At 62.4% G+C, this 18,268-nt stretch carries 19 protein-coding genes and 1 pseudogene; 11 read left to right on the top strand and 9 right to left on the bottom strand.

Annotation, left to right across the window (positions count from 1 at the left end; all coding sequences use genetic code 11):
* Positions 1-111: 111 nt before the first annotated feature.
* From B5D62_RS32455 to B5D62_RS32470, 4 genes are all read right to left on the bottom strand, one after another.
* Positions 112-561 (bottom strand): tripartite tricarboxylate transporter TctB family protein, encoded by a 450-nt coding sequence (locus B5D62_RS32455; protein WP_085937550.1) that lies wholly within the window; start codon positions 559-561, stop codon positions 112-114.
* Positions 562-758: 197 nt separating this feature from the next.
* On the bottom strand, positions 759-1,586 hold the full coding sequence (locus B5D62_RS32460; RefSeq protein ID WP_218191412.1) for an alpha/beta fold hydrolase: 828 nt from the start codon (positions 1,584-1,586) through the stop codon (positions 759-761).
* Positions 1,587-1,643: 57 nt separating this feature from the next.
* Positions 1,644-2,219, bottom strand: a complete 576-nt coding sequence (locus B5D62_RS32465) for an amino acid synthesis family protein (RefSeq protein WP_085938252.1) — start codon at positions 2,217-2,219, stop codon at positions 1,644-1,646.
* A 44-nt stretch (positions 2,220-2,263) separates the two neighbouring features.
* Positions 2,264-3,442 carry a WD40/YVTN/BNR-like repeat-containing protein gene (locus B5D62_RS32470; protein ID WP_218191413.1) on the bottom strand — a complete coding sequence of 393 codons (1,179 nt, stop codon included), beginning with the start codon at positions 3,440-3,442 and terminating at the stop codon, positions 2,264-2,266.
* A gap of 31 nt (positions 3,443-3,473) precedes the next feature.
* Here B5D62_RS32470 and B5D62_RS32475 point away from each other — a divergent pair, with 31 nt between their 5' ends.
* The 9 genes from B5D62_RS32475 to B5D62_RS32515 all read left to right on the top strand — a co-directional run bounded on the left by B5D62_RS32475 (position 3,474) and on the right by B5D62_RS32515 (position 11,662).
* A complete protein-coding gene (locus B5D62_RS32475; protein ID WP_085938253.1) occupies positions 3,474-4,448 on the top strand; it encodes a Bug family tripartite tricarboxylate transporter substrate binding protein in 975 nt (324 codons plus the stop codon).
* Between the two features lie 28 nt (positions 4,449-4,476).
* Entirely contained in the window at positions 4,477-5,091 is a 615-nt protein-coding gene (gene gstA / locus B5D62_RS32480; RefSeq protein WP_218191414.1) for a glutathione transferase GstA, read from the top strand.
* Positions 5,092-5,154: 63 nt separating this feature from the next.
* The gene (locus B5D62_RS32485) at positions 5,155-6,375 is read left to right on the top strand and encodes an ABC transporter substrate-binding protein (protein WP_085938255.1); all 1,221 of its coding nucleotides are present in this window, start codon (positions 5,155-5,157) and stop codon (positions 6,373-6,375) included.
* Positions 6,376-6,457: 82 nt separating this feature from the next.
* The gene (gene gstA, locus B5D62_RS32490; RefSeq protein ID WP_085938256.1) at positions 6,458-7,096 is read left to right on the top strand and encodes a glutathione transferase GstA; all 639 of its coding nucleotides are present in this window, start codon (positions 6,458-6,460) and stop codon (positions 7,094-7,096) included.
* Between the two features lie 156 nt (positions 7,097-7,252).
* On the top strand, positions 7,253-7,894 hold the full coding sequence (gene gstA / locus B5D62_RS32495) for a glutathione transferase GstA (protein ID WP_085938257.1): 642 nt from the start codon (positions 7,253-7,255) through the stop codon (positions 7,892-7,894).
* Between the two features lie 37 nt (positions 7,895-7,931).
* A complete protein-coding gene (locus B5D62_RS32500; RefSeq protein ID WP_085938258.1) occupies positions 7,932-8,987 on the top strand; it encodes a cyclase family protein in 1,056 nt (351 codons plus the stop codon).
* A gap of 18 nt (positions 8,988-9,005) precedes the next feature.
* Positions 9,006-9,983 (top strand): tripartite tricarboxylate transporter substrate binding protein, encoded by a 978-nt coding sequence (locus tag B5D62_RS32505; protein WP_085938259.1) that lies wholly within the window; start codon positions 9,006-9,008, stop codon positions 9,981-9,983.
* Entirely contained in the window at positions 9,980-10,642 is a 663-nt protein-coding gene (locus B5D62_RS32510) for a GntR family transcriptional regulator (RefSeq protein WP_085938260.1), read from the top strand. Before B5D62_RS32505 ends, B5D62_RS32510 begins: the two co-directional genes overlap by 4 nt.
* A gap of 90 nt (positions 10,643-10,732) precedes the next feature.
* Positions 10,733-11,662, top strand: coding sequence for a Bug family tripartite tricarboxylate transporter substrate binding protein (locus B5D62_RS32515; RefSeq protein WP_085938261.1), 930 nt, complete (start codon positions 10,733-10,735; stop codon positions 11,660-11,662).
* Positions 11,663-11,928: 266 nt separating this feature from the next.
* Here the strand turns inward: B5D62_RS32515 and B5D62_RS32520 are convergent, their stop codons facing one another.
* The 4 genes from B5D62_RS32520 to B5D62_RS32535 all read right to left on the bottom strand — a co-directional run bounded on the left by B5D62_RS32520 (position 11,929) and on the right by B5D62_RS32535 (position 16,508).
* Positions 11,929-13,359: an MFS transporter gene (locus tag B5D62_RS32520; RefSeq protein WP_085938262.1), complete on the bottom strand. Its 1,431-nt coding sequence runs from the start codon at positions 13,357-13,359 to the stop codon at positions 11,929-11,931.
* Positions 13,360-13,442: 83 nt separating this feature from the next.
* A complete protein-coding gene (locus B5D62_RS32525; protein WP_170921263.1) occupies positions 13,443-14,411 on the bottom strand; it encodes an alpha/beta hydrolase in 969 nt (322 codons plus the stop codon).
* Complete coding sequence (locus B5D62_RS32530; protein ID WP_085938264.1) at positions 14,408-15,643, bottom strand: LLM class flavin-dependent oxidoreductase; 1,236 nt, start codon at positions 15,641-15,643, stop codon at positions 14,408-14,410. Before B5D62_RS32530 ends, B5D62_RS32525 begins: the two co-directional genes overlap by 4 nt.
* A gap of 73 nt (positions 15,644-15,716) precedes the next feature.
* Complete coding sequence (locus tag B5D62_RS32535; RefSeq protein ID WP_085938265.1) at positions 15,717-16,508, bottom strand: alpha/beta fold hydrolase; 792 nt, start codon at positions 16,506-16,508, stop codon at positions 15,717-15,719.
* Positions 16,509-16,716: 208 nt separating this feature from the next.
* Here B5D62_RS32535 and B5D62_RS32540 point away from each other — a divergent pair, with 208 nt between their 5' ends.
* Positions 16,717-17,415 carry a GntR family transcriptional regulator gene (locus B5D62_RS32540; protein WP_170921264.1) on the top strand — a complete coding sequence of 233 codons (699 nt, stop codon included), beginning with the start codon at positions 16,717-16,719 and terminating at the stop codon, positions 17,413-17,415.
* A gap of 249 nt (positions 17,416-17,664) precedes the next feature.
* Here the strand turns inward: B5D62_RS32540 and B5D62_RS32545 are convergent.
* Positions 17,665-18,036 (bottom strand): annotated as a pseudogene (locus B5D62_RS32545) (site-specific integrase); the annotation flags it as partial.
* Between the two features lie 62 nt (positions 18,037-18,098).
* Here B5D62_RS32545 and B5D62_RS32550 point away from each other — a divergent pair.
* A partial coding sequence (locus B5D62_RS32550; RefSeq protein ID WP_085938268.1) for a transposase occupies positions 18,099-18,268 on the top strand: 170 nt, incomplete at its 3' end.

Below are 18,268 nucleotides of genomic sequence, written 5' to 3' on the forward strand. Positions count from 1 at the left end.
GGCAGCACGCCGATCAGGGTGCCGACCATGCATCCGACGAGGGCGTAGAGCAGGTTCTGGAACGACAGCGCGACCTGCATGCCGAGGACGAGATTACCGAGGATGTCCATCTCACCAGATTCCTTCGATGACCGAGATGTTCATCCCGAGACCGAGCTTGAAGACGATGATGCACAGGATGGTCAGCACGACCATGTTGGCGATGACCTCGGTCAGCTTGAACTCGTCTCCGCCGAGCGAGGCGATGAAGATCAGGGCGACGAGGGCGGGCAGCATGCCCGTGCTCTCGAACAGCAGGGCGAAGGCGACGATGCCGATCGTCACCATGGTGATCGGCTTCCACTTCGGCCGTTCGACGATCTCGCCGCCGGTATAGAGGGCGACCGCGCTGATGATCAGGCCCAGGACCAGCATGATGTAGGCCAGCATGTGCGGCACGTAGCCCGGTCCCATCCGTACCGTGGTCCCCGGCTGCAGATTGCGCCCGAACCACAACGTCGCCAGCCCGAAGGCGACAAACATCACCCCGGACAGGAAGTCCTTGCTCAGGAATCGACTCAACAATGCCTCCCCTTCACTTGATTGATGCGATCAAAGGACGTCGTGCCGGTAGCTTGCGGCTGGCAACGAGAGGAGAAGGCGGCACAGCGCGGCCAGTGTTCCATACGGGACACTCAGAGGCGCTTCGATCCACACCGGGATATCCCTCGCGCGCCTGCCGTGCCTTGCTTCGTTCCTGCACGCGGGACGCTCGTGCCTCAGGAGGCTGAACCGGAGAGAGTCTTCCCCGACAGAAAGGAAATGACGTGATCCTCAAAGATCCGAGGCTGATCGTCGTGGATGTAATGTCCGGCGTCCGCAACTTCGACCCAGCGAAGCTTCGGATTGCGCTTGCACATGGCTTCTGCGGTTTGCGCCTTGAGATAGTCCGAACGCCCTCCGCGGAGTATGAGCGTCGGCGATCCGATAGCTTCGACGTGGGGCCACAAATCGACCATGCGGGACGGGTCCGGATTGAGGCGAGCTTCCGCGATGCCGGCATGGTCGTACTTCCAGCTCCATGTCCCGTCGGGCCGCTGCTTTAGCATGTTGCGAAGCCTGTCCAGGCGCGCCGCCTCGGTCACGGTTGGCCGCAGCTTGCGCATGAACTCGACCGCGCTGTCCCAATCCTGGAACGACGTTGGAGCGGATTGGAGTTCCTGCCGGATACGGACCGAGCCGGCACTGTCTTCCGATGCGCCCGGGCCGGCATCCTCGATCACGAGGCGGCGGACACGATCGGGGTTGGCTGCCGCATATACGTATGCGGCGATGCCCCCCATGGAATGTCCCAGGAGATCGAAGCGCTCGAGTTTCAGCTCGCTCACGACGGCCGCAAGATCATTGACGTAGTTCTCGGTGTAGTACTGGCGCTCCGGATCCCAATCGCTGTCGCCCCGGCCACGCTGGTCATACGCAATGGTGCGGAAATCCGGCTGGAGGGCGGTGGCCAGAGAGGCGAAGGTCAGGGCATAGCCCCTTATCCCATGGAGCATTACGATCGCTGGCGCCGATGGATCTCCCCATTCGAGTACGTGGAGGGACAATCCGCCACTTCCTCGCACTTTCCGTGTCCGTGGTTCCATGTTGCCGACCCTCAATTCCTATGCGGCCTTGGGACCGCCAAGCCGTGAATGTAGCCGGCCCCGCGTGGCCGACGCGAACGCAATGACGATCTCATCGGCATTGGGAGCATCCGCGAACATGGCGCTGATCGTGTCATAGTGAGACCGAACGTACAGTTCGTCCTTGTGCGCCAGCGGGATGTCGATGGAAGTTCCCGGCGAACCGCGTTTGCCGGTCGAGGGAATCCACGACTTCGCGCCGCCGATGGCGGATCGTATGGGGTTGGCAAACACGGTCGTCAGCAGCGCGTTGCCATGTTCATATTCGCCTGCCGCGCCGACAAGGCAGGCCTTGCCGTAGCTTTCGACTTGTTCGTTGCCGAGAGCATGCGTGATACGGCGCCCGAATTCCTCGCCCAGCGCCTCGGAGGCTTGGACGATCGCGCTGAGATCACTTACGAACTGGCCCGCGAAGACATTGTGTACCGCCGCGCCGATGACGACTTTGCGGACGGGTACGCCGTCGGCCAGAATGCCTGTTTCAGTTGCCAGGGTATCCTCGATCTGGAGATACCATTTGCGGATATGGAATTCGCCGAAGTTTTTAGTTCGCATTGTCGAGCGCATCTCTTGAAACGGAATCTGTACTCAGTGAAGGACTAGGCGATTGATTGTGGATGCGCCTTGACGGGAGCTTCAAAGGGGGTCCAGGCGATCGCGGTGATTTCCGGGAAGGATCGCCATTCCTTGAACCAGCTCACGCCTCCATCGAGCGACCGGAAGAGGTCGCCGTATTTCGTGCCGGCGAAGAGCAGCTGCGGGTCCGCGGGATGCATACCGAAGGCCCAGAAGGTCGAGTTAGGCATCGAATGCAGCAGCGATGCCGACCAGGTGACGCCGCGATCCACCGAGCGATAGAGTTTGCTGCGGGTGCCCGGCGTGCCGTCGCCGATGGCGAGCATGAGGACGTCGCTGTCCGGTAGCGGTTGGACCGTACGGGTGTAATACATTCCATCGAAGCGTGGCCTCGACGGGACCCCGGTCCAGGCCCTTCCGCCGTCGGTGCTGGTGAACACCGAATTTACCGTGAGCACGAAGGCCACCCCCGGCTTGTCCTCGACAGGTGGTAGGATTGCGATGGCGTGGATGTCGGAATTGGTGATCCCACCGTCCTGATCGATGCGTGTCCAGCTGTCGCCGTGATCGAAGCTGCGCCAGGCACCTCCTTCTTCGACGCCGAACCACACTTGCGCGGTATCCACGGGGTCGATGCAGATCGTCAGGATCCGCGGGCGATTGACGCCCTGGCAGAACTCCGGGATCTCGGGCGATAGCCGCTCCCAGCTCTTGCCGTCATCCTTCGAACGAAACAGGGCCGCGCGTGAAGGAGCGCCCGTACCGGCGTAGATATAGGAAGGATTGGCCGGGTCGATGGCAATCGACCACACGGTCTGACCGTTCATTGGCGAATCGATCAATGAGAAATGTGCTCCGCCGTCCTTGCTGATGCAAAGACCGCCGTCCGCGCCCGCCAGGACGATGCTCGGATCCTGGGGATGAACGACAACGCTTCGGACGACGCCGTCGAATTCGATCGCCTCCTTGAGCCCGAGTCGATGCCAAGTCGCTCCATCGTCGACACTGCGCAGAATGCCCTGGCTGGCTGTTCCTACAAGGATTGTGCCCCGCATCCCGAATTCTCCCGCGTTCATGTTCTCGAAAAAGCCGGTCTCTGTATCCGCTGATGCGGACATCCATGCCTCTTTGTCTGCTTGTATACGTGAAACAGAGAAAATTGTAGTACGATTATAGTTTCTTTGCGGAAAATAATCGTACATAGTCCGGGCGATACGAAGAGGGGGCTGTGCCATGGGGGCGGGCGCGCGGGCTGTCTTTCGCTGGTTTGGGGTATTGCTGGGCATGGTCCTGCCAGGAATGGCAGCGGCAGGTCCGTATCCCGACAAGCCGATAACGATCGTCGTGCCCTTCGAGGCCGGCGGATCGACGGACGTGTCGGCGCGAGTGGTCGCCAAGGCTCTCGCCGAGGTGTTGCGACAGCCCGTCGTCATCCTGAACCAGCCTGGTGCCGGCGGGCGCATTGGTACACGGCGCGTCGCAACGGCTGATCCTGATGGCTACACCCTGTTGTGGGGTAGTGGCAGTACGCTCGCCGTTGCGCCGGTGCTCTATCCCGACCAGACGTACCTGGTGACGCTCGAACCCGTTGCGCTCGGTGCGTTGCAGCCCTTCGTGTTCGTAACGTCGCCAGAGACTGGCGCGAAGAGTGTGGCCGATCTGATTGCGCTTGCGCGTCGGAAGCCTGGCGTCCTGAATTTCGCGTCCGCGGGTGTCGGGTCGAGTAATCATCTGCTCGGCGAGATCTTCATGTCGGCAACCGATACCCGGTTTGTCCACGTGCCGTACAAGGGCGCGACCTCGGCGCGCGATGCCGTGATCAGAGGGGATGCGCAACTGATGGACGAGGTGCTGGCGCCTCTACTTGCGCAAATCAAGGCCGGTCAGCTGGTTTCGCTGTTCGTCACCAGTGAGTCGCGGGATCCGACGCTGCCAAACGTTCCTACGGCGAAGGAAGTGGGATTACCGGACCTGTCGATCACCGGCTTCTTTGGCCTGATGGCCCCGCCCAAGACGCCGCTGGGAGTATTGAAAGAGCTCGGTGCGGCGATGAAGACGGCGCTGGCCTCGGAAGAGGTGAGGAAATCCTTCGCCAACATGAGTTTCGATGTCGGCAACGGCTCTGCGAGCGACCTTGCGACCCTCATCGTGACGGGTCGGGCGCGCTATGCGCGGATCGTCGCCGAGCGCCAGATCAAGGTCGAGTGACCCTTTGAATTCTCCGAGGAGATCTGATGTGAAGCTTTATCTCACGCCACACGCCTGCTCACTGGCTGTCGACATCGTCGCACGCGAACTGGAAATACCTCTGTCCCTCGAATGGGTCGATGTCCGGGCGAAGCGACTCCGCGATGGTTCCGACTATTTCGCGGTGAACCCAAAGGGCCAGGTGCCGACGCTGGAACTCGACAGTGGAGAGCGCCTTACCGAAGGCCCGGTCATCGTGCAGTACCTCGCGGACCGTAGGCCCGGCACCAAGCTACTGGGGGCTCCCGGCACGATGGAGCGATATCGTGTGCTGGAGTGGCTGAATTTCGTGAGCTCCGAGTTGCACAAAGGGTTTACGCCGCTGTTTCGCCCCAACACGCCGGCCGAGTATCGACAGATCGCGCGGCAGAATCTGCACATCCGATTCCAATGGCTGAATGATCATTTGGCCGGTCGCGAATTCCTGACCGGGCCGACATTCACTGTCGCCGATGCCTACTGCTACACGATCGTCATGTGGACCAAGCTCCACGACATCGACATTTCCTCCTGGCCGAATCTCAAGGCCTACGTGGAGCGCGTCGCCACACGCGCCAGCGTCATTGCGGCAGAACAGGCCGAGCGCGACGCCAAGGCAGCCTGATGTGAAGAATTTTTCTCCTCCATCAGCACATATCTCAATCGCGGAATCACGGGCGAGGAAAGCATGACGATTGGCCGGCGAATGGTTCTTGGGGGCGCCTCGGCTGCTTGGGCTCTGGCTGCATCGCCGCCGTCATTTGCGCGCAAGCAGTACGACGATGGCGCGACCGACCGGGAAATCAAGATTGGCAACACGAACCCGTATAGCGGGCCCGGCTCGTCCTATGGCGTGATCGGCAAGGGAATCGACGCGTACTGGAAGATGGTGAACGACCGCGGCGGGATAAGCGGCCGCATGATCAGGTTCGTCAGCCTGGACGATGGCTACTCGCCTCCGAAGACTGTTGAAATGGTTCGTCAGCTCGTCGAGCAAGACAAGGTGCTCTGCCTGTTCAATCCGCTCGGCGCTGCTCCCAATACAGCCATTCGCAAGTATCTGAACCAGAAGAAGGTGCCGCAGCTCTTCGTGGCGAGCGGCGCCTCGAAGTGGGGCGACGTCTTCCATTTTCCATGGACCATGGGGTTCCAGCCTGACTTCCGAACGGAAGCGATCATCTACGCTCGCCACGTCCTCTCCACCGTCAAGGATGCCCGAATCGGCGTGCTCATGCACAACGACGACTACGGCAAGGATTACTGGGAGGGTTTCAAGGAAGGGTTGGGCAAGAATGCCGATCTGGTCGTGAAGCATACCTCATACGAGATGTCCGATCCGACGGTCGACAGCCAGATCATACAACTCAAGGACTCGGGGGCGAACGTCTTCTTCAACATCGCCTTGCCGAAGTTCGCGGCTCAGGCAATCCGCAAGGCCGCGGAGATCGGCTGGAAGCCCATCCATTACCTCAACAATGTCTCGTCGTCTGTGGCGTCCACCTTCAAGCCGGCCGGCTATGAGAACGGACAGGGCATCATCACCGGTCTGTGGATGAAGGACCCCACCGACAGGCAGTGGAAAGACGATGCGGCGATGAAGGCCTGGCGAGATTGGATGGCGACCTATCTGCCTGGAGCCAACCAGGACGACAGCAACTACGTTTACGCTTATGCGGCATCCTTCCTCATGGAGCAGACGCTCAGGAAGTGCGGTGATGATCTGACGCGTGAGAACGTCATGCGGCAGGCCGCGAACTTCCAGAAGCTGCGTGTGCCGGTTCTCCTGCCGGGCGTCACGGTAAGTACCAGTCCCACCGACTTCTATCCCGTTCAGGCGGTGCAGCTCGCCCGCTTCAAGGGCGAGACATGGGAGCGGTTCGGGGAAGTCATCTCGGCCGAGGAATCATAGTGGCCTATCCAATCATCGCTGATCGGTTTTCATACGGAGTTGATCGCTTGACCGCGAAGAGGCTGGTTCAGGGAAGCAAGGCATGAAGCTCTATCACGAATCCCATGGATGTTCGTTGGCGGTTGACATCGTTGCCCGGGAACTAGAGCTGCCCCTGGAACTCGTCTGGGTCGATATGTCTCGCAAGGTCCTGCCCGATGGCTCCGACCTTCATCGGGTCAATGCGAAGGGCCAGGTGCCGACCCTCGAATATGCCGATGGCGAATACCTCACGGAGGGGCTGGCCATCATGCAGTATCTGGCTGATCAGCGCCCCGAAAGCGGGCTGAACGGAAAGGCGGGGGACGTCGAGCGATACCGCATTCTGGAGTGGATGAGCTTCATCGCGTCTGATCTGCATAAGGCTGGCTTCATGCCGCTGTTCAAGAAGATCACTCCGGAAAAGTCCCGGCAGATCGCACTCGACCATATCCATGGACGATTGCAGTGGCTGGATGATCATCTGGCGGACCACGACTATCTCGTTGGTTCGCGATTCACCATAGCGGATGCGCACTGCTATGCGATCGTCATCTGGACGAAACGGCACAACATAGATACGGCCGCCTGGCCTCACCTCGAGGCATACATGACGCGCATCGCCTCGAGGCCCAGTGTCCGTGCGGCCGTTGGAGCGCAGCTCGTGCAGGAAGCGCACGAAGCAGCGGCGCGCGGACTGTGACCGCAATCGCCCTCTGGAACCTTTTCGGTGTGAGCTATCGGCACAACGCAAGCCGCGCCACGGCTGCGAGCTCGGTGCGGTCGTTCGGTCCGTCTCCGCTGCGCGACCCACTCAAGTGCAAGAACCAAAGCGTCAATTAAACAGCAGGAAGATCATATGAAGCTCTACCACGAGGTCCGCGGTTGTTCGCTTGCAGTCGACATCGTCGCTCGCGAACTCAAGATTCCTCTCGAATTGATCTGGGTCGACGTGCCCCGAAAGCTGCTCCCGGATGGAAGTGACTACTACAAAGTGAATCCGAAGGGGCAGGTCCCGGCCTTGGAATTGCCCAACGGCGAGTACCTCACGGAGGGCGCTGTCATCATGCAGTACCTTGCCGACCTGCACCCGGAAGGCGGACTGTGCGCGCCGGCGGGCACTCTCGAGAGATATCGGATCATGGAGTGGATGAGCTTCATTGCCTCTGACCTCCACAAGGGAGGATTCATGCCTCTCTTCAAGAAGACGACACCGGACGATTATCGTCCCTTGGCCCGTCAGCTTGTCCTGGCGCGCCTCAAGTGGCTGAACGATCACCTGGCCGATCGGGAGTACCTGACCGGCTCCGAATTCACGATCGCCGATGCCCACTGCTACACGATCGCGATGTGGACCGAATATCACGACATCGACGTATCGTCCTGGCCCAATCTTGCGGCCTATCTCAAGCGGATCGGTGCCCGTCCCAGTGTTCGCGCGGCGAAGGAAGCCGAGCGGCAGGAGGCGGAACGGCTGCAAAACGCCCACGCAGCTCAATAGCGTGAGCGCCTTATTGCGTGGTGGATGGGGTAAAGGAATGAAGACCCGTTGGAAGCAGCGGCCTGAGGGATCGAACTGGGGCGAATTCGGTCCCGACGATCAGCTTGGTTCGATGAACATGGTCGGCAGGGACCAGGTCCTCAAGGGCCTGGCCGAGGTGAGGGACGGTCGAATCTTCAGCCTGTCGCTCCCTCTTGACTATCCGGGCGGGACCGCCCTTCATCCCAGCCGCCATCCACCCCGGCGCTTTGCCACGCTGCGAGCCGGCAAGAGTGCGGGAGAGCAATGCTTCTGCTTTGCCCTGGCCCGTGACAATCCTCTCTGCACCGACGTCTTTTCCGATGATGTCGTTCTGCTTCACACGCAATATTCAACGCAGTGGGACGGCTTGGCCCATGTCGGCAGCCTTTTCGACGCCGATGGGAACGGCAAACCCGAGATCACCTTCTATAACGGATTTCGGCCCCGCAACGGCATCAGGACGGCGCCGCGCTGTGAAGGCGTCGAGCCTTGGGCGACCTATGAGAATCCTGCTGCCGAAGTGCTCGGGATCGAGAACCTGGCCGCGCATGGCGTCCAGGGGCGCGCGACCATGATTGATCTGTTCAAGCATTTCGGTCGTGAGAACCACGCCGTCACTTACGATGATCTGCAGAGCATTCTGGAACAGGACAAGGTCGTCATCGAGAAGGGTGACATGGTGTGTCTTTACACCGGTCTCGACGATGTCATCCTTCGCATGAACAAGAACCCCGACCCCGCCATATTGCATCATTCATGTTCGGGCCTCGACGGCTCGGACAAGCGCCTCTTGTCGTGGATCACGGACAGTGGGATTGCGGCGCTCATATCAGACAATTTTGCGGTCGAACTCATGCCAAAAGGACCATCGCCGCAGATGAGCCATGCGATGTTGCCTCTTCATGAGCATTGCCTGTTCAAGAACGGAATCCATCTCGGCGAACTCTGGTTCCTCCGCGATCTCGCGGCCTGGCTGAGGGAACATGGCCGCAGCCGGTTCCTGCTGACGGCGCCGCCGCTGCATCTTCCTGGTGCGGTCGGGTCTCCCGTCACTCCGGTGGCGACGGTATAGGGCGGCGGGAGATCGACGATGAAAAGAAGAACCTTCAACAAGTCTGTCGTGGCCCTCTCGGCGGCTGGATGGTCCGGTTCGGCCCGCGCTCAAGCCTCGTCGTTTCCTGCGCTCGTGTCGTTGGTCGTGCCGTTTGCCGCCGGTGGCGGCGCCGACCAGCTCGCCCGGGAGTTCGCAAACGCAGCCCAGCCCTTGCTGCCGGGAACCACCCTGGTCGTGGATAACAAGCCGGGGGCGAACGGCGCCATCGCGAACAGATACGTCGCGCGGCAGAAGCCCGATGGTTCGACGCTCCTGCTCGGCACATCCAGCACCCATGCCCTGGGCCCGCTCCTGAATCACACTGACGTCGATCCTGTTGCCGATTTCAGTCCCGCCACGTTGCTAGCGGAAACCTCGACAGCCTGGGCTGTCCTGTCCTCGTCTCCGTGGCACTCACTCGGCGATGCCATCGCCTGGGCCCGAAAGTCGCCTATGACCTACGGGACATTTGGCGTCGGATCGTCGGCGCACTTGTACGGTCTCGTGCTCGCTAACGCGACCGGAGCCAAGCTTGAACACGTGCCTTACAAGGGATCGAGCCAGGCCATCACCGACCTCCTCGCGGGCAATGTCGATTCGGTCCTGCTGACCACAAGTGCCCTCGATGCGATGACACGTGCTGGCAAGATCCGTCTTCTCGCCGTCAGCGGCGAGCAACGGAGCCGATTGCTTCCTGACGTTCCCACCTTCAAGGAGCAAGGCGTGCCGCTCTTGGAGTTCAACGGATGGTTCGGTGTGTTCGGGCCGAAAGGAGTCCCTACGCCGCTTCTCGACCGTCTCGCCGCGATCGCCAAGACGTTGGGAGAGAATGGGGAGTTTACGACACGCTTGGTTGCGCAGGGTTACGACTGGGTCGGTTCGACGCCCAGCGCCTTCAATCAGGAACTCGCCCGCACCATGGAAATCTATCGGAAGATCATTGCGACAACGCCACCTGGTGAGCTGACACGATGACCGACATTGCAAGCGCCACTCCGCTGCGCCGCCAGGCGGAGGAAAGTCTTCGGAAGGCGATTCTTTCGGGCCGCTACGATGCGGGCGAACGGCTGACGGAACGACAGCTCATGGAAAGCCTGGGCGTCAGCCGTACGTTGCTCCGCGAAGCGCTGCGTCAGATCGAGGCCGAGGGCCTGGTCACTCTTGTACCCAATCGTGGTCCGGTCGTCTCGGTCCTGTCTTATGAGGACGCGGAAGAAATCTACGAGGTGCGAGGCGTTCTGGAAGCGCAGGCATGCGTTGGCTTCGTGCTCAGGGCCTCGAGCGCGCATGTGCACAAGCTCGAAGGCGTATTTTCAGAATTGAAGCGCGCGGCCGAGGAGGGGGACGTCAATCGTACTCTAGAGCTTAGTAGCGACTTCTACGACGTCATCCTCGAGGGCAGCGGCAACAAGGTGCTGAGTTCGATGCTGAAACTGCTGCACAACAGGATCGTCTTGCTACGCAGGACATCCATGTCGCAGCCAGATCGTTTGCCGGAGACGCTTGACGAGCTGACGCAGATGTTTGTGGCACTGCGTGCGAGAGACGAAGCGGCCGCGAGCAAGGCATCGATCCATCACGTTCGTCAGGCATCGCGCGCGGCATTGCGCATCATGCGCCGACGCCGCGATTAGACAGTCTATCGACGGGAGACCCGGCGATGGCAGGGATTTCTTTTGCCAGGGGAGGCACGATTGAGAAGTGTTGGACTTTTTCTAGTAGCAATGCTGGCCATCATGCCAGCGCGAGCCCAATCCGTATATCCGTCCAAGCCTATTACGCTTGTCGTTGCGTTTGCTCCAGGCGGTGCAACAGACACGGCTGCGCGCATTGTCGCCAAGGAACTGGCGATTGAACTGGGGCAGTCGGTCGTCGTCGATAATCGAGCCGGCGCGGGCGGGGCCATCGGTGCCGCCTCGGTGGCGCGCGCGGCACCCGATGGCTACACGCTGTTGATGGGAAGCGGATCCGAATTGGTCGTGCTGCCCGCCGTGAAGATCAAGCCCCCGTATGAAGCACTCAAGGAGTTTCAGCCGGTGGCCGAAGTCGGCACGGTCTCTTTCATGTTGGTGGCGAATCCTTCGGTCCCGGCGAGTTCCGTGCAGGAGCTGATTGCGCTCGCAAAGGCGGAGCCGGGGAAGCTCTCTTACGCTTCGTTTGGGATCGGATCGACCAACCATCTTCTGGGCGAGTTCTTCATGCACAAGACCGGCACCGATCTCCTGCATGTCCCCTACAAGGGAAGCGCTGCCGCGGCCAACGATCTCGTGGCGGGAGAAGTGAAACTTGGATTCGATACGACGACGGTGATGATGCCTCTGGTGCGGGGCGGAAAGCTGAAAGCGTTGGCTCTTCTTTCTGCCACACGGGCCGGTGACGCACCGGATCTGCCGACAATGACCGAAAGCGGCGTCGCCCTGGCGACCCAAGGCTGGCTCGGTGTCTTGGCGCCGCGGAACACATCGCCTGATATCGTGGACCGTTTGAATAGCGCTATCAACAAGGTGCTCGGCATGGCGTCTGTAAAGGAAATCCTGAGCGAACGCGGCTTCAATGTTGTGATGACGACACCGGCCCAGTTTAGCGAGCTGATCAAGGTGGAAACGAGGGAATGGACCGAGATTGCCAGGGCGGCACAAGTACAGGTGGAATAGGAATGGCCGCTGGCATTTAGGTACGGACGCTTGTGGCCCTAAGGCGGCCAGTGGCAGGACGTGGAGCGCTATCTGCTAACACCCATGGAGATCAAGACCCGCAGACATCCAATTGGCTGGTCACCACGACTGCGAGTATCCAAGAGCATGGCGCTCCTTATCTCGGCCAGTTCGCCTGTTGGCACATCAAGCACGGCATCCGGTCGTATTTCTTCGACTTCATTCCTGGTCGGACGCTTACACAGCAAACCATCAAGCGACCGTCCTTACCACTGGGGTTGTGCCGGCTTGAGTGCGTCCGCCCGCCCGCCCTGCTGCACCTGGTCCAGTGCAAGCGGCTGGCCATGCGTCTCAAGCCCGAGGAAGGAGAAGGCGAGACCGACAGCGAGGGCACAGGCGCCGAGGAATAGGAATGCGGGCAACACGGCATCGGCTGTCGCCTGCGGCGATAGCGGGTTGTCGGCACCGGCGATAACCGCGAGGCAAAGAGGCCCCAGAATCTTGCCGACGCCATTCGCTGCCTGCGAGAGCCCGGCGGAGCGCGCGCCCAGACGCACGCCATAGACCTCGACGATATAGGGCGCGAGGTTCGATGCGCCACCGTCGAGGAAGAAAATGGCGATGACGAGCGCTAGAATGAATACGGGAAATCCGCCGATCGTCATCGGGAAGCACAGTCCGGCGACGACCAGTCCAAGCGCGCTGATATAGGCCTGGATTTCGCCGGTCCGCTTTCGTCCGATCTTCTGCGCGAGCCAGGAAATCACCACCTTGCCAGTAATGCCGGCGAGGGCGACGTAGACGAAGTAGTGTGCCGCCTGTGCCACCGGGATCTTGAGCAGCAGCGCGATGATCGTCGGCCCCCAGAGATAGATGCCATAGGCGGCCGTTGCCAAGCCCGTCCAGGTAATGACGGTGAGCCAGAAGAAGCGCGGCCGGACGAGGAGCTCGGCGAGACTGTGACCGGGCTCGCTCGCGGGCTTAGCCGAGGGAAGCGGCACTTGGTCGAGTCGCAGACCCAGCGTGCGCGCGACCGTCGCCTGCGCTTCGGCGAAGCGGCCCTTGGCGACGAGCCAGCGCGCCGATTCCGGCAGGAGGAGGAGGAAGAGGACGCCCATCACTGCTGGAAGCACGCCGACGGCGGCGACGCCGCGCCAGCCTAGGAGGCCCAGGAGCGTCGCCGCGACGAGTGCCGCGAGGAAGCCACCGACTGTTGCAAAGACGACGAGAAGGCCGGTGATGAAGGTGCGGTGGCGCGTTGGCGTCAACTCGACGCTGAGCGTGGTGATCGGCGTGGCGCAGGCCGCGAGCCCGACGCCGACGATGAAGCGCAGCCCGCTGAAGAGCAGCCAGTCGCCGTCCGGTACCAGCGCGATTGCGCCTGAGCCTGCGGCGCAGATGAAGGTGCTGGCGACCAGGAGCTTCTTTCGGCCCCAGGCGTCGGAGAAGGAGCCCCAGGCGAGCGCGCCCATGATGGCTCCGACGCCGCCTGAGAGCAGCATCGCCGCGCTCTGCCCATAGGTCAGATGCCACTTCGGCCCGACCGCCGCGACGAGGTAACTCACGATGAAGAAGTCGAAGAAATCGAGCGCGATGCCGACGGCGAGGAGGGCGAAAATCGTCCAGTAGCGGCGATCGAGTGGCGCACGATCGTAGAGCGCGAGCAGGTCCTCGGACCTGGCCGGGTTGGTGGTCATGGTTTCCTCCGTCCGGCTTTTTTTGTTTGCGCTTTGCGGTAGCGGCTGCCGGTAGCCGCGGCCGGCGCATTTTTCTCAAGCCGTCAATCCCCGAGCGCCATCCGGAGCGCAGCGGCGCTGTCGGCGATCGCGCGGCCCACCGACCCGACGAGCCGGCCATAGCGGATGTAACCGTGGACGAGGCCGTCATAGCGGACGAGGCGGCAGGGCACGCCCGCCGCAGCGAGGCCAGCGGCAAGCCGTTCGTTATCGTCAAGCAGCGGGTCGAGCGTGCCGATCGCGAGATGGGCGGGCGGCAGCCCGGCAAGCGGTGCCAGGAGCGGGGCGACGCGCCAGTCGGTCTTCTGTCCGGGATGGCTGAGATAGGTCGACCATACCCAGTCGAGCTGCGCCCGAGACAGGACGTAGGCGCCCGAGCCGAAGCGCCGCCAGGACGGACTGTCACCGTCGGTCGAGTAGGCGCCGTAGTGGAGCAGAAGAAAGCGCAGTGGCGAGGCGCCAGCGTCGCGCAGCGCGAGCGCCGCGCCCAGCGCGAGGTTGGCGCCGGCTGAATCGCCGCCGACTGCAAGCCGCTGCGGATCGATGCCGAGCGCCTCGCCCGAATGCGTCACATGGCGGATCGCCGCGACTATGTCGTCGAAGGCGGCGGGAAAGCGATGCTCCGGCGCAAGGCGATAGTCGACATGGAGGATCGCGATACCGCTCTGCCGCACGAGGGCGCGCAATGCGCCATCCCAGCCGTCGAGATCGCCGAGCGCGAAGCTGCCGCCGTGGGCGTAGACGAGCAGCGGCGGGCGCGCGATGCCGTCCGGCCGGTAGAGCCGACAGAGAATGTCCCGCCCGGACGCTGGCCCGGACACCGGGATGCGGAGGTCGGATTCCTCGTCGAGCGGCACCGAGCCCTCGTTGAGGAAAGCCGAGATGCGGGCGAGGGCGGCACGCGCGTCGCCGAGCGGCGCTGCCGCCGGGTTCAGGGCTACGAGGCCGCGCTCGCGCAGAAGGGCGTTCGCCGCGGCAAGCTCCGGATCGATCGCCGCGGCGACGGCGTTCACGCCGCCGCCTCCAATGCCGGCATTGCCGGCGCGATCTCCTTGAGGCGCGGCAATACCTCCTTGCCGAAGAGCCGGATGTTCTTCTCGGACTCGGCATGTGTCACGAAGCCGGTGCGGCCAAGCATGTTGAGATGGCCAAAGCCGCCGACGTCGTCGTGGAACTTCTTGATCTGCGCGTAGACGCTGTCGGGATTGCCGGCGAACAGGAGGCCCTGTGCCATGGCTTGCTCGACCGTCATCGACACCAGCTTCATGGCGTTCTCCTGCGCCGTCGCCACCCCCTTCTCGGCATTGACGAGATTGGGTCCACTTGATTGTGGCTTGGGGCGCGTGCGCCAGGCTTGGCCGGCGATGTGGGGCGGTGCGGTGCCCGGCAGGAGCTGGGCGTATTGCGGGGCCGATTTGAGGCTCGTGTTGAGGAACCACAAAAGCTTCTCACCGACCCGCTGGCCCTCCTCGTCTGTGTCGCCGACACTGATAAACGCGCTGTAAGCGAAATTGTCGGTCGAAACCGGTGGCAGGCCAGCCTCGACGCGCGCCTTACGATAGGCGGCGTACGCGCGCTTCGTTCCGTCATGGCCGCGCAGCACCAACGTATGCACCATGCCGCGGCGGCCCACTTCGGCGGCGGTGTGCGGGTCACCGGTCGCCGCCCACATCCTGAATCGCTCCTGCCACGGCCGCGGCCAGATGTTGACGTGGCGATGGGTGAAGTGCTTGCCCTCCCAGGAGAACGGCCCGTCCTGATGGGTGAGCGCTTTCTCTATGAGATCGATCGCTTCCCAGTAGCGTTCGATGTTGTTGACCGGGTTGGCGTTGGCCGACGCCATCTCGCTGCCGCCCGACTTGACGAAACCGAGCTCGAGGCGGCCGCGCGAGATGACATCGGCCGTCGCATACTCCTCGGCAATACGCACCGGCTCGCGGCGCAGCGACACGAGCGTGCCGAGGCTCAGGATGCGTGCTTTTCGCGTCTGTCGCGCGAGGATGCTGACGAGCATCGGGTTGGCGCCCAGCAGCGAGTTGATGCCGGCGTGATGCTCGGTCGCGACGATGTTGAGGCCCATATCGTCGCAGAGCAGATAGTGGTCGATCGCCTGCTCGAAGAGATCGGCGGCGATGCGTGGATCGCACCAGCGGTTGGGTAGGCTTGCGCGCACCGAATCGGTGGCGTCGAGCACCGATTGCGGCACATGCGGGTAGGGCACTTCGCACATCCACCAGGCGTCCATGAGCGGCGTCTCCTGTTAGGGTTTACAGGGCGGGTTCGCGGGCCAGGTTCACTGGCCAGTTTACAGGGGCCAGTCAGCGATCGAGAAAATCGAGGATGTGGTCGGCGAGCGCATCCGGCTGCTCGCGCTCCGGGTGATGTCCGGCGCCGTCGACAAGGGCGAAGCGCGCGCCGGGAATGAGCGCCGCGTAGCGGCGGCCATAGTCGGGGGCCACCACGCCGTCCGAGGCGCCCCACAGCACCAAGGTCGGCAGCGCGATGCGGCCGAGCCAGCGCTTGAGGCGCGGGTTGTACATGTAGGGCTCCCAGCCGTAGAGGCTGAGTGCCTCCCAGTCGCGTGCGTGGCGCGTCAGCGCCTCGTCCGACATCGCGTCGAAATCCGGGGCGTCGCGGTCGGGGTCGTGCCAGCTCTCGCGGCGAACTGTGTCGGGGTGGGTGTTGAAGATATCGAGGATGTCCTGCGTCTCGCGGTCGCCGAGCTTCAGGCCCAGCGCATCCACGAGTACCAGGCGATCGAGCTGATGCGGGCGCAACGCGGCGATCTCGGCGGCGAGCCAGCCGCCGAACGAGGCGCCGACGAGCGTGACCTTGTCGTCTCGCAGCCCGTCGATGAGCTCGCTGTAGAGGTGGACGAGGTCGTAGACGGTCTCGAAATCCTCGGGCCGCGATGAGGCGCCGAATCCCGGATGGGACGGCGCCAGGACGGCGGCTTCGCGCGACAGCCGCTCGAGGAAGCGGGCGTCCGGGTTGAGCGGGTGAAACCCGTGCAGGAAGAGCAGAGTGCGGCCTCTGCCCCGTCGAACAATCTCGAGATCTACATCGCGGACTCTCAGCCGGTCCGCGGGCGGCGCCAACGTCTCGGTCATCCTTCGCTCCCTGCCGACCGCCGGTCCATCGAGATGACGCGATCGGACATTGCTTCTTATTTTGGAAGCTTCTCATATTTTTTGCGGCATACGCAACAGGATAATATATTATTTTTCGTATCTCCTTTGTTCACATATCATATGATGTGTTGAAAGGTTCACGAGTTGATGAGGTCGAGTCTCCATGCAGGGTAAAGGGACTCTCGCGATGTCTATCTATGGTCGGCTGAGGCGCGATATCCTCACCGGCCTCTTCGAGCCGGATGAGCGCTTGCCGCTCGATGCGCTCGGCGAGCGCTATCGCGTCGGGCTCACGCCGTTGCGCGAGGCGCTCAATCGCCTCTCCGCCGAGGAGCTGGTGCTGCGCGAAGGCAAGCGTGGCTTCCGTGTCGCGCCGGTCAGCCGTGCCGATCTGGCCGATCTTGCGACGACGCTATGCTGGGTGGCGGACGTAACGCTCCGCCAGTCGCTCGCCAAGGGCGACGAGGCCTGGGAGGAGGCGGTGGTCCTTGCGGCGCACCGCCTGCAGCGGCTGGACGGCCGCTTCCCTTCTCAGTCCACGGCTGTCGATCCCGAATGGGAACGGCGGCATCGCGACTTCCATATGAGCCTCATTGCCGCAAGCGGCCTGCGCCGCATCAACGACTTCTTCGCGACGCTGATCGACCGTTACGACCGCTACATGTATCTCGGAGTCGATGCAACGGCACGCTGGCCGCGTGACGCGGCGGCCGAGCACAAGGCGATCCTCGAGGCGGTGTTGGCGCGGGATGCGGACCTGGCGGTGCAGCTGTCTCAAGCACACATCCGCCGCACCGCCGAGATCGTCCAGGCGTCCTGGGCAACCCGCATTGCGGACGAAGCCACCGCGCCACACGCGGGGGCACTCGGCACCATGACCCCGTGATTGCGCCGCTATAAACCACCTGCAAGCGATTGCTGCGAGCGGATCCGAAGCGGATGAGCTGCAAATCTACTACGCTGCAACACGAAGGAGCCTGCTGCGATGTGCCGTAGCTAGCTGCACTACCCCCGATAACTTTCACAATTTGAGATCGAAGGTGGCCCACGCTTTGAACCTAGGCCATGGCCTGGAAAAGCAAGTAAAGCTGGTTGCGCTCCCCCGATTCGAACCTACGCATCGCAAGCGGCGCGTCCGTTGCCGCCTGCGATGCGTAGGCGTGTCGGCGATCTTGTTGGGGCCCTTCTCCGTGTCTTCCCACGATCGCTTCCCCGCATCCTTGAGCGTCTTCACATAAGCCTCGAAGAGGTCGCTCCCGCTGCCTTGCCAGGTGTCTCCGGCGATCTTGATGCTGCGCCCCTTCGGGATGACGTTGGCGTGATCGCGCTTGAAGATTTCGCGCGCCTGGGCGAGCGAAATAGATGGGTACGAGCCGAGCTTCTTCTTGTCCCGTTTGCCGGCGCGCCACTGCTGTTCCATTCGGTCGGCCGTCACGCGCGTAGGCATGGGTTTCAACACCAGTACAAGCCGGCAGGTGCGGCCCTCGCCGTCGATGAGGCTCTCCTGCGTGAGCTGCTGCCGGTTTGGTGGACACCGAGATTGGGTGTTTCATGAAGCCGGAGGGAGCCATGCAGAGACGAAGATTCAGTCGCGAGTTCAAGCTTGAGGCAGTGAAGCTTGTCAGGGAGCGCGGGGTATCGGCGGCACAAGCAGCCCGCGACCTGGACGTTCACGAGAATGTCCTGCGCAAGTGGGTGAAGGAGTTCGGCTCCGATCCGGTACAGGCCTTTCCCGGGCA

It is taken from the genome of Enhydrobacter aerosaccus (assembly GCF_900167455.1).
Taxonomy (GTDB): domain Bacteria; phylum Pseudomonadota; class Alphaproteobacteria; order Reyranellales; family Reyranellaceae; genus Reyranella; species Reyranella aerosaccus.

Coding starts and splice junctions, on each gene's coding strand:
- B5D62_RS32530 (WP_085938264.1), bottom strand. CDS start 15,643: ATGGACGCCTGGTGGATGTGCGAAGTGCCCTACCCGCATGTGCCGCAA.
- B5D62_RS32540 (WP_170921264.1), top strand. CDS start 16,717: ATGTCTATCTATGGTCGGCTGAGGCGCGATATCCTCACCGGCCTCTTC.
- B5D62_RS32500 (WP_085938258.1), top strand. CDS start 7,932: ATGAAGACCCGTTGGAAGCAGCGGCCTGAGGGATCGAACTGGGGCGAA.
- B5D62_RS32505 (WP_085938259.1), top strand. CDS start 9,006: ATGAAAAGAAGAACCTTCAACAAGTCTGTCGTGGCCCTCTCGGCGGCT.
- B5D62_RS32535 (WP_085938265.1), bottom strand. CDS start 16,508: ATGACCGAGACGTTGGCGCCGCCCGCGGACCGGCTGAGAGTCCGCGAT.
- gstA (WP_085938256.1), top strand. CDS start 6,458: ATGAAGCTCTATCACGAATCCCATGGATGTTCGTTGGCGGTTGACATC.
- B5D62_RS32515 (WP_085938261.1), top strand. CDS start 10,733: ATGCTGGCCATCATGCCAGCGCGAGCCCAATCCGTATATCCGTCCAAG.
- B5D62_RS32510 (WP_085938260.1), top strand. CDS start 9,980: ATGACCGACATTGCAAGCGCCACTCCGCTGCGCCGCCAGGCGGAGGAA.
- B5D62_RS32475 (WP_085938253.1), top strand. CDS start 3,474: ATGGGGGCGGGCGCGCGGGCTGTCTTTCGCTGGTTTGGGGTATTGCTG.
- gstA (WP_085938257.1), top strand. CDS start 7,253: ATGAAGCTCTACCACGAGGTCCGCGGTTGTTCGCTTGCAGTCGACATC.
- B5D62_RS32520 (WP_085938262.1), bottom strand. CDS start 13,359: ATGACCACCAACCCGGCCAGGTCCGAGGACCTGCTCGCGCTCTACGAT.
- B5D62_RS32470 (WP_218191413.1), bottom strand. CDS start 3,442: ATGTACGATTATTTTCCGCAAAGAAACTATAATCGTACTACAATTTTC.
- B5D62_RS32465 (WP_085938252.1), bottom strand. CDS start 2,219: ATGCGAACTAAAAACTTCGGCGAATTCCATATCCGCAAATGGTATCTC.
- B5D62_RS32485 (WP_085938255.1), top strand. CDS start 5,155: ATGACGATTGGCCGGCGAATGGTTCTTGGGGGCGCCTCGGCTGCTTGG.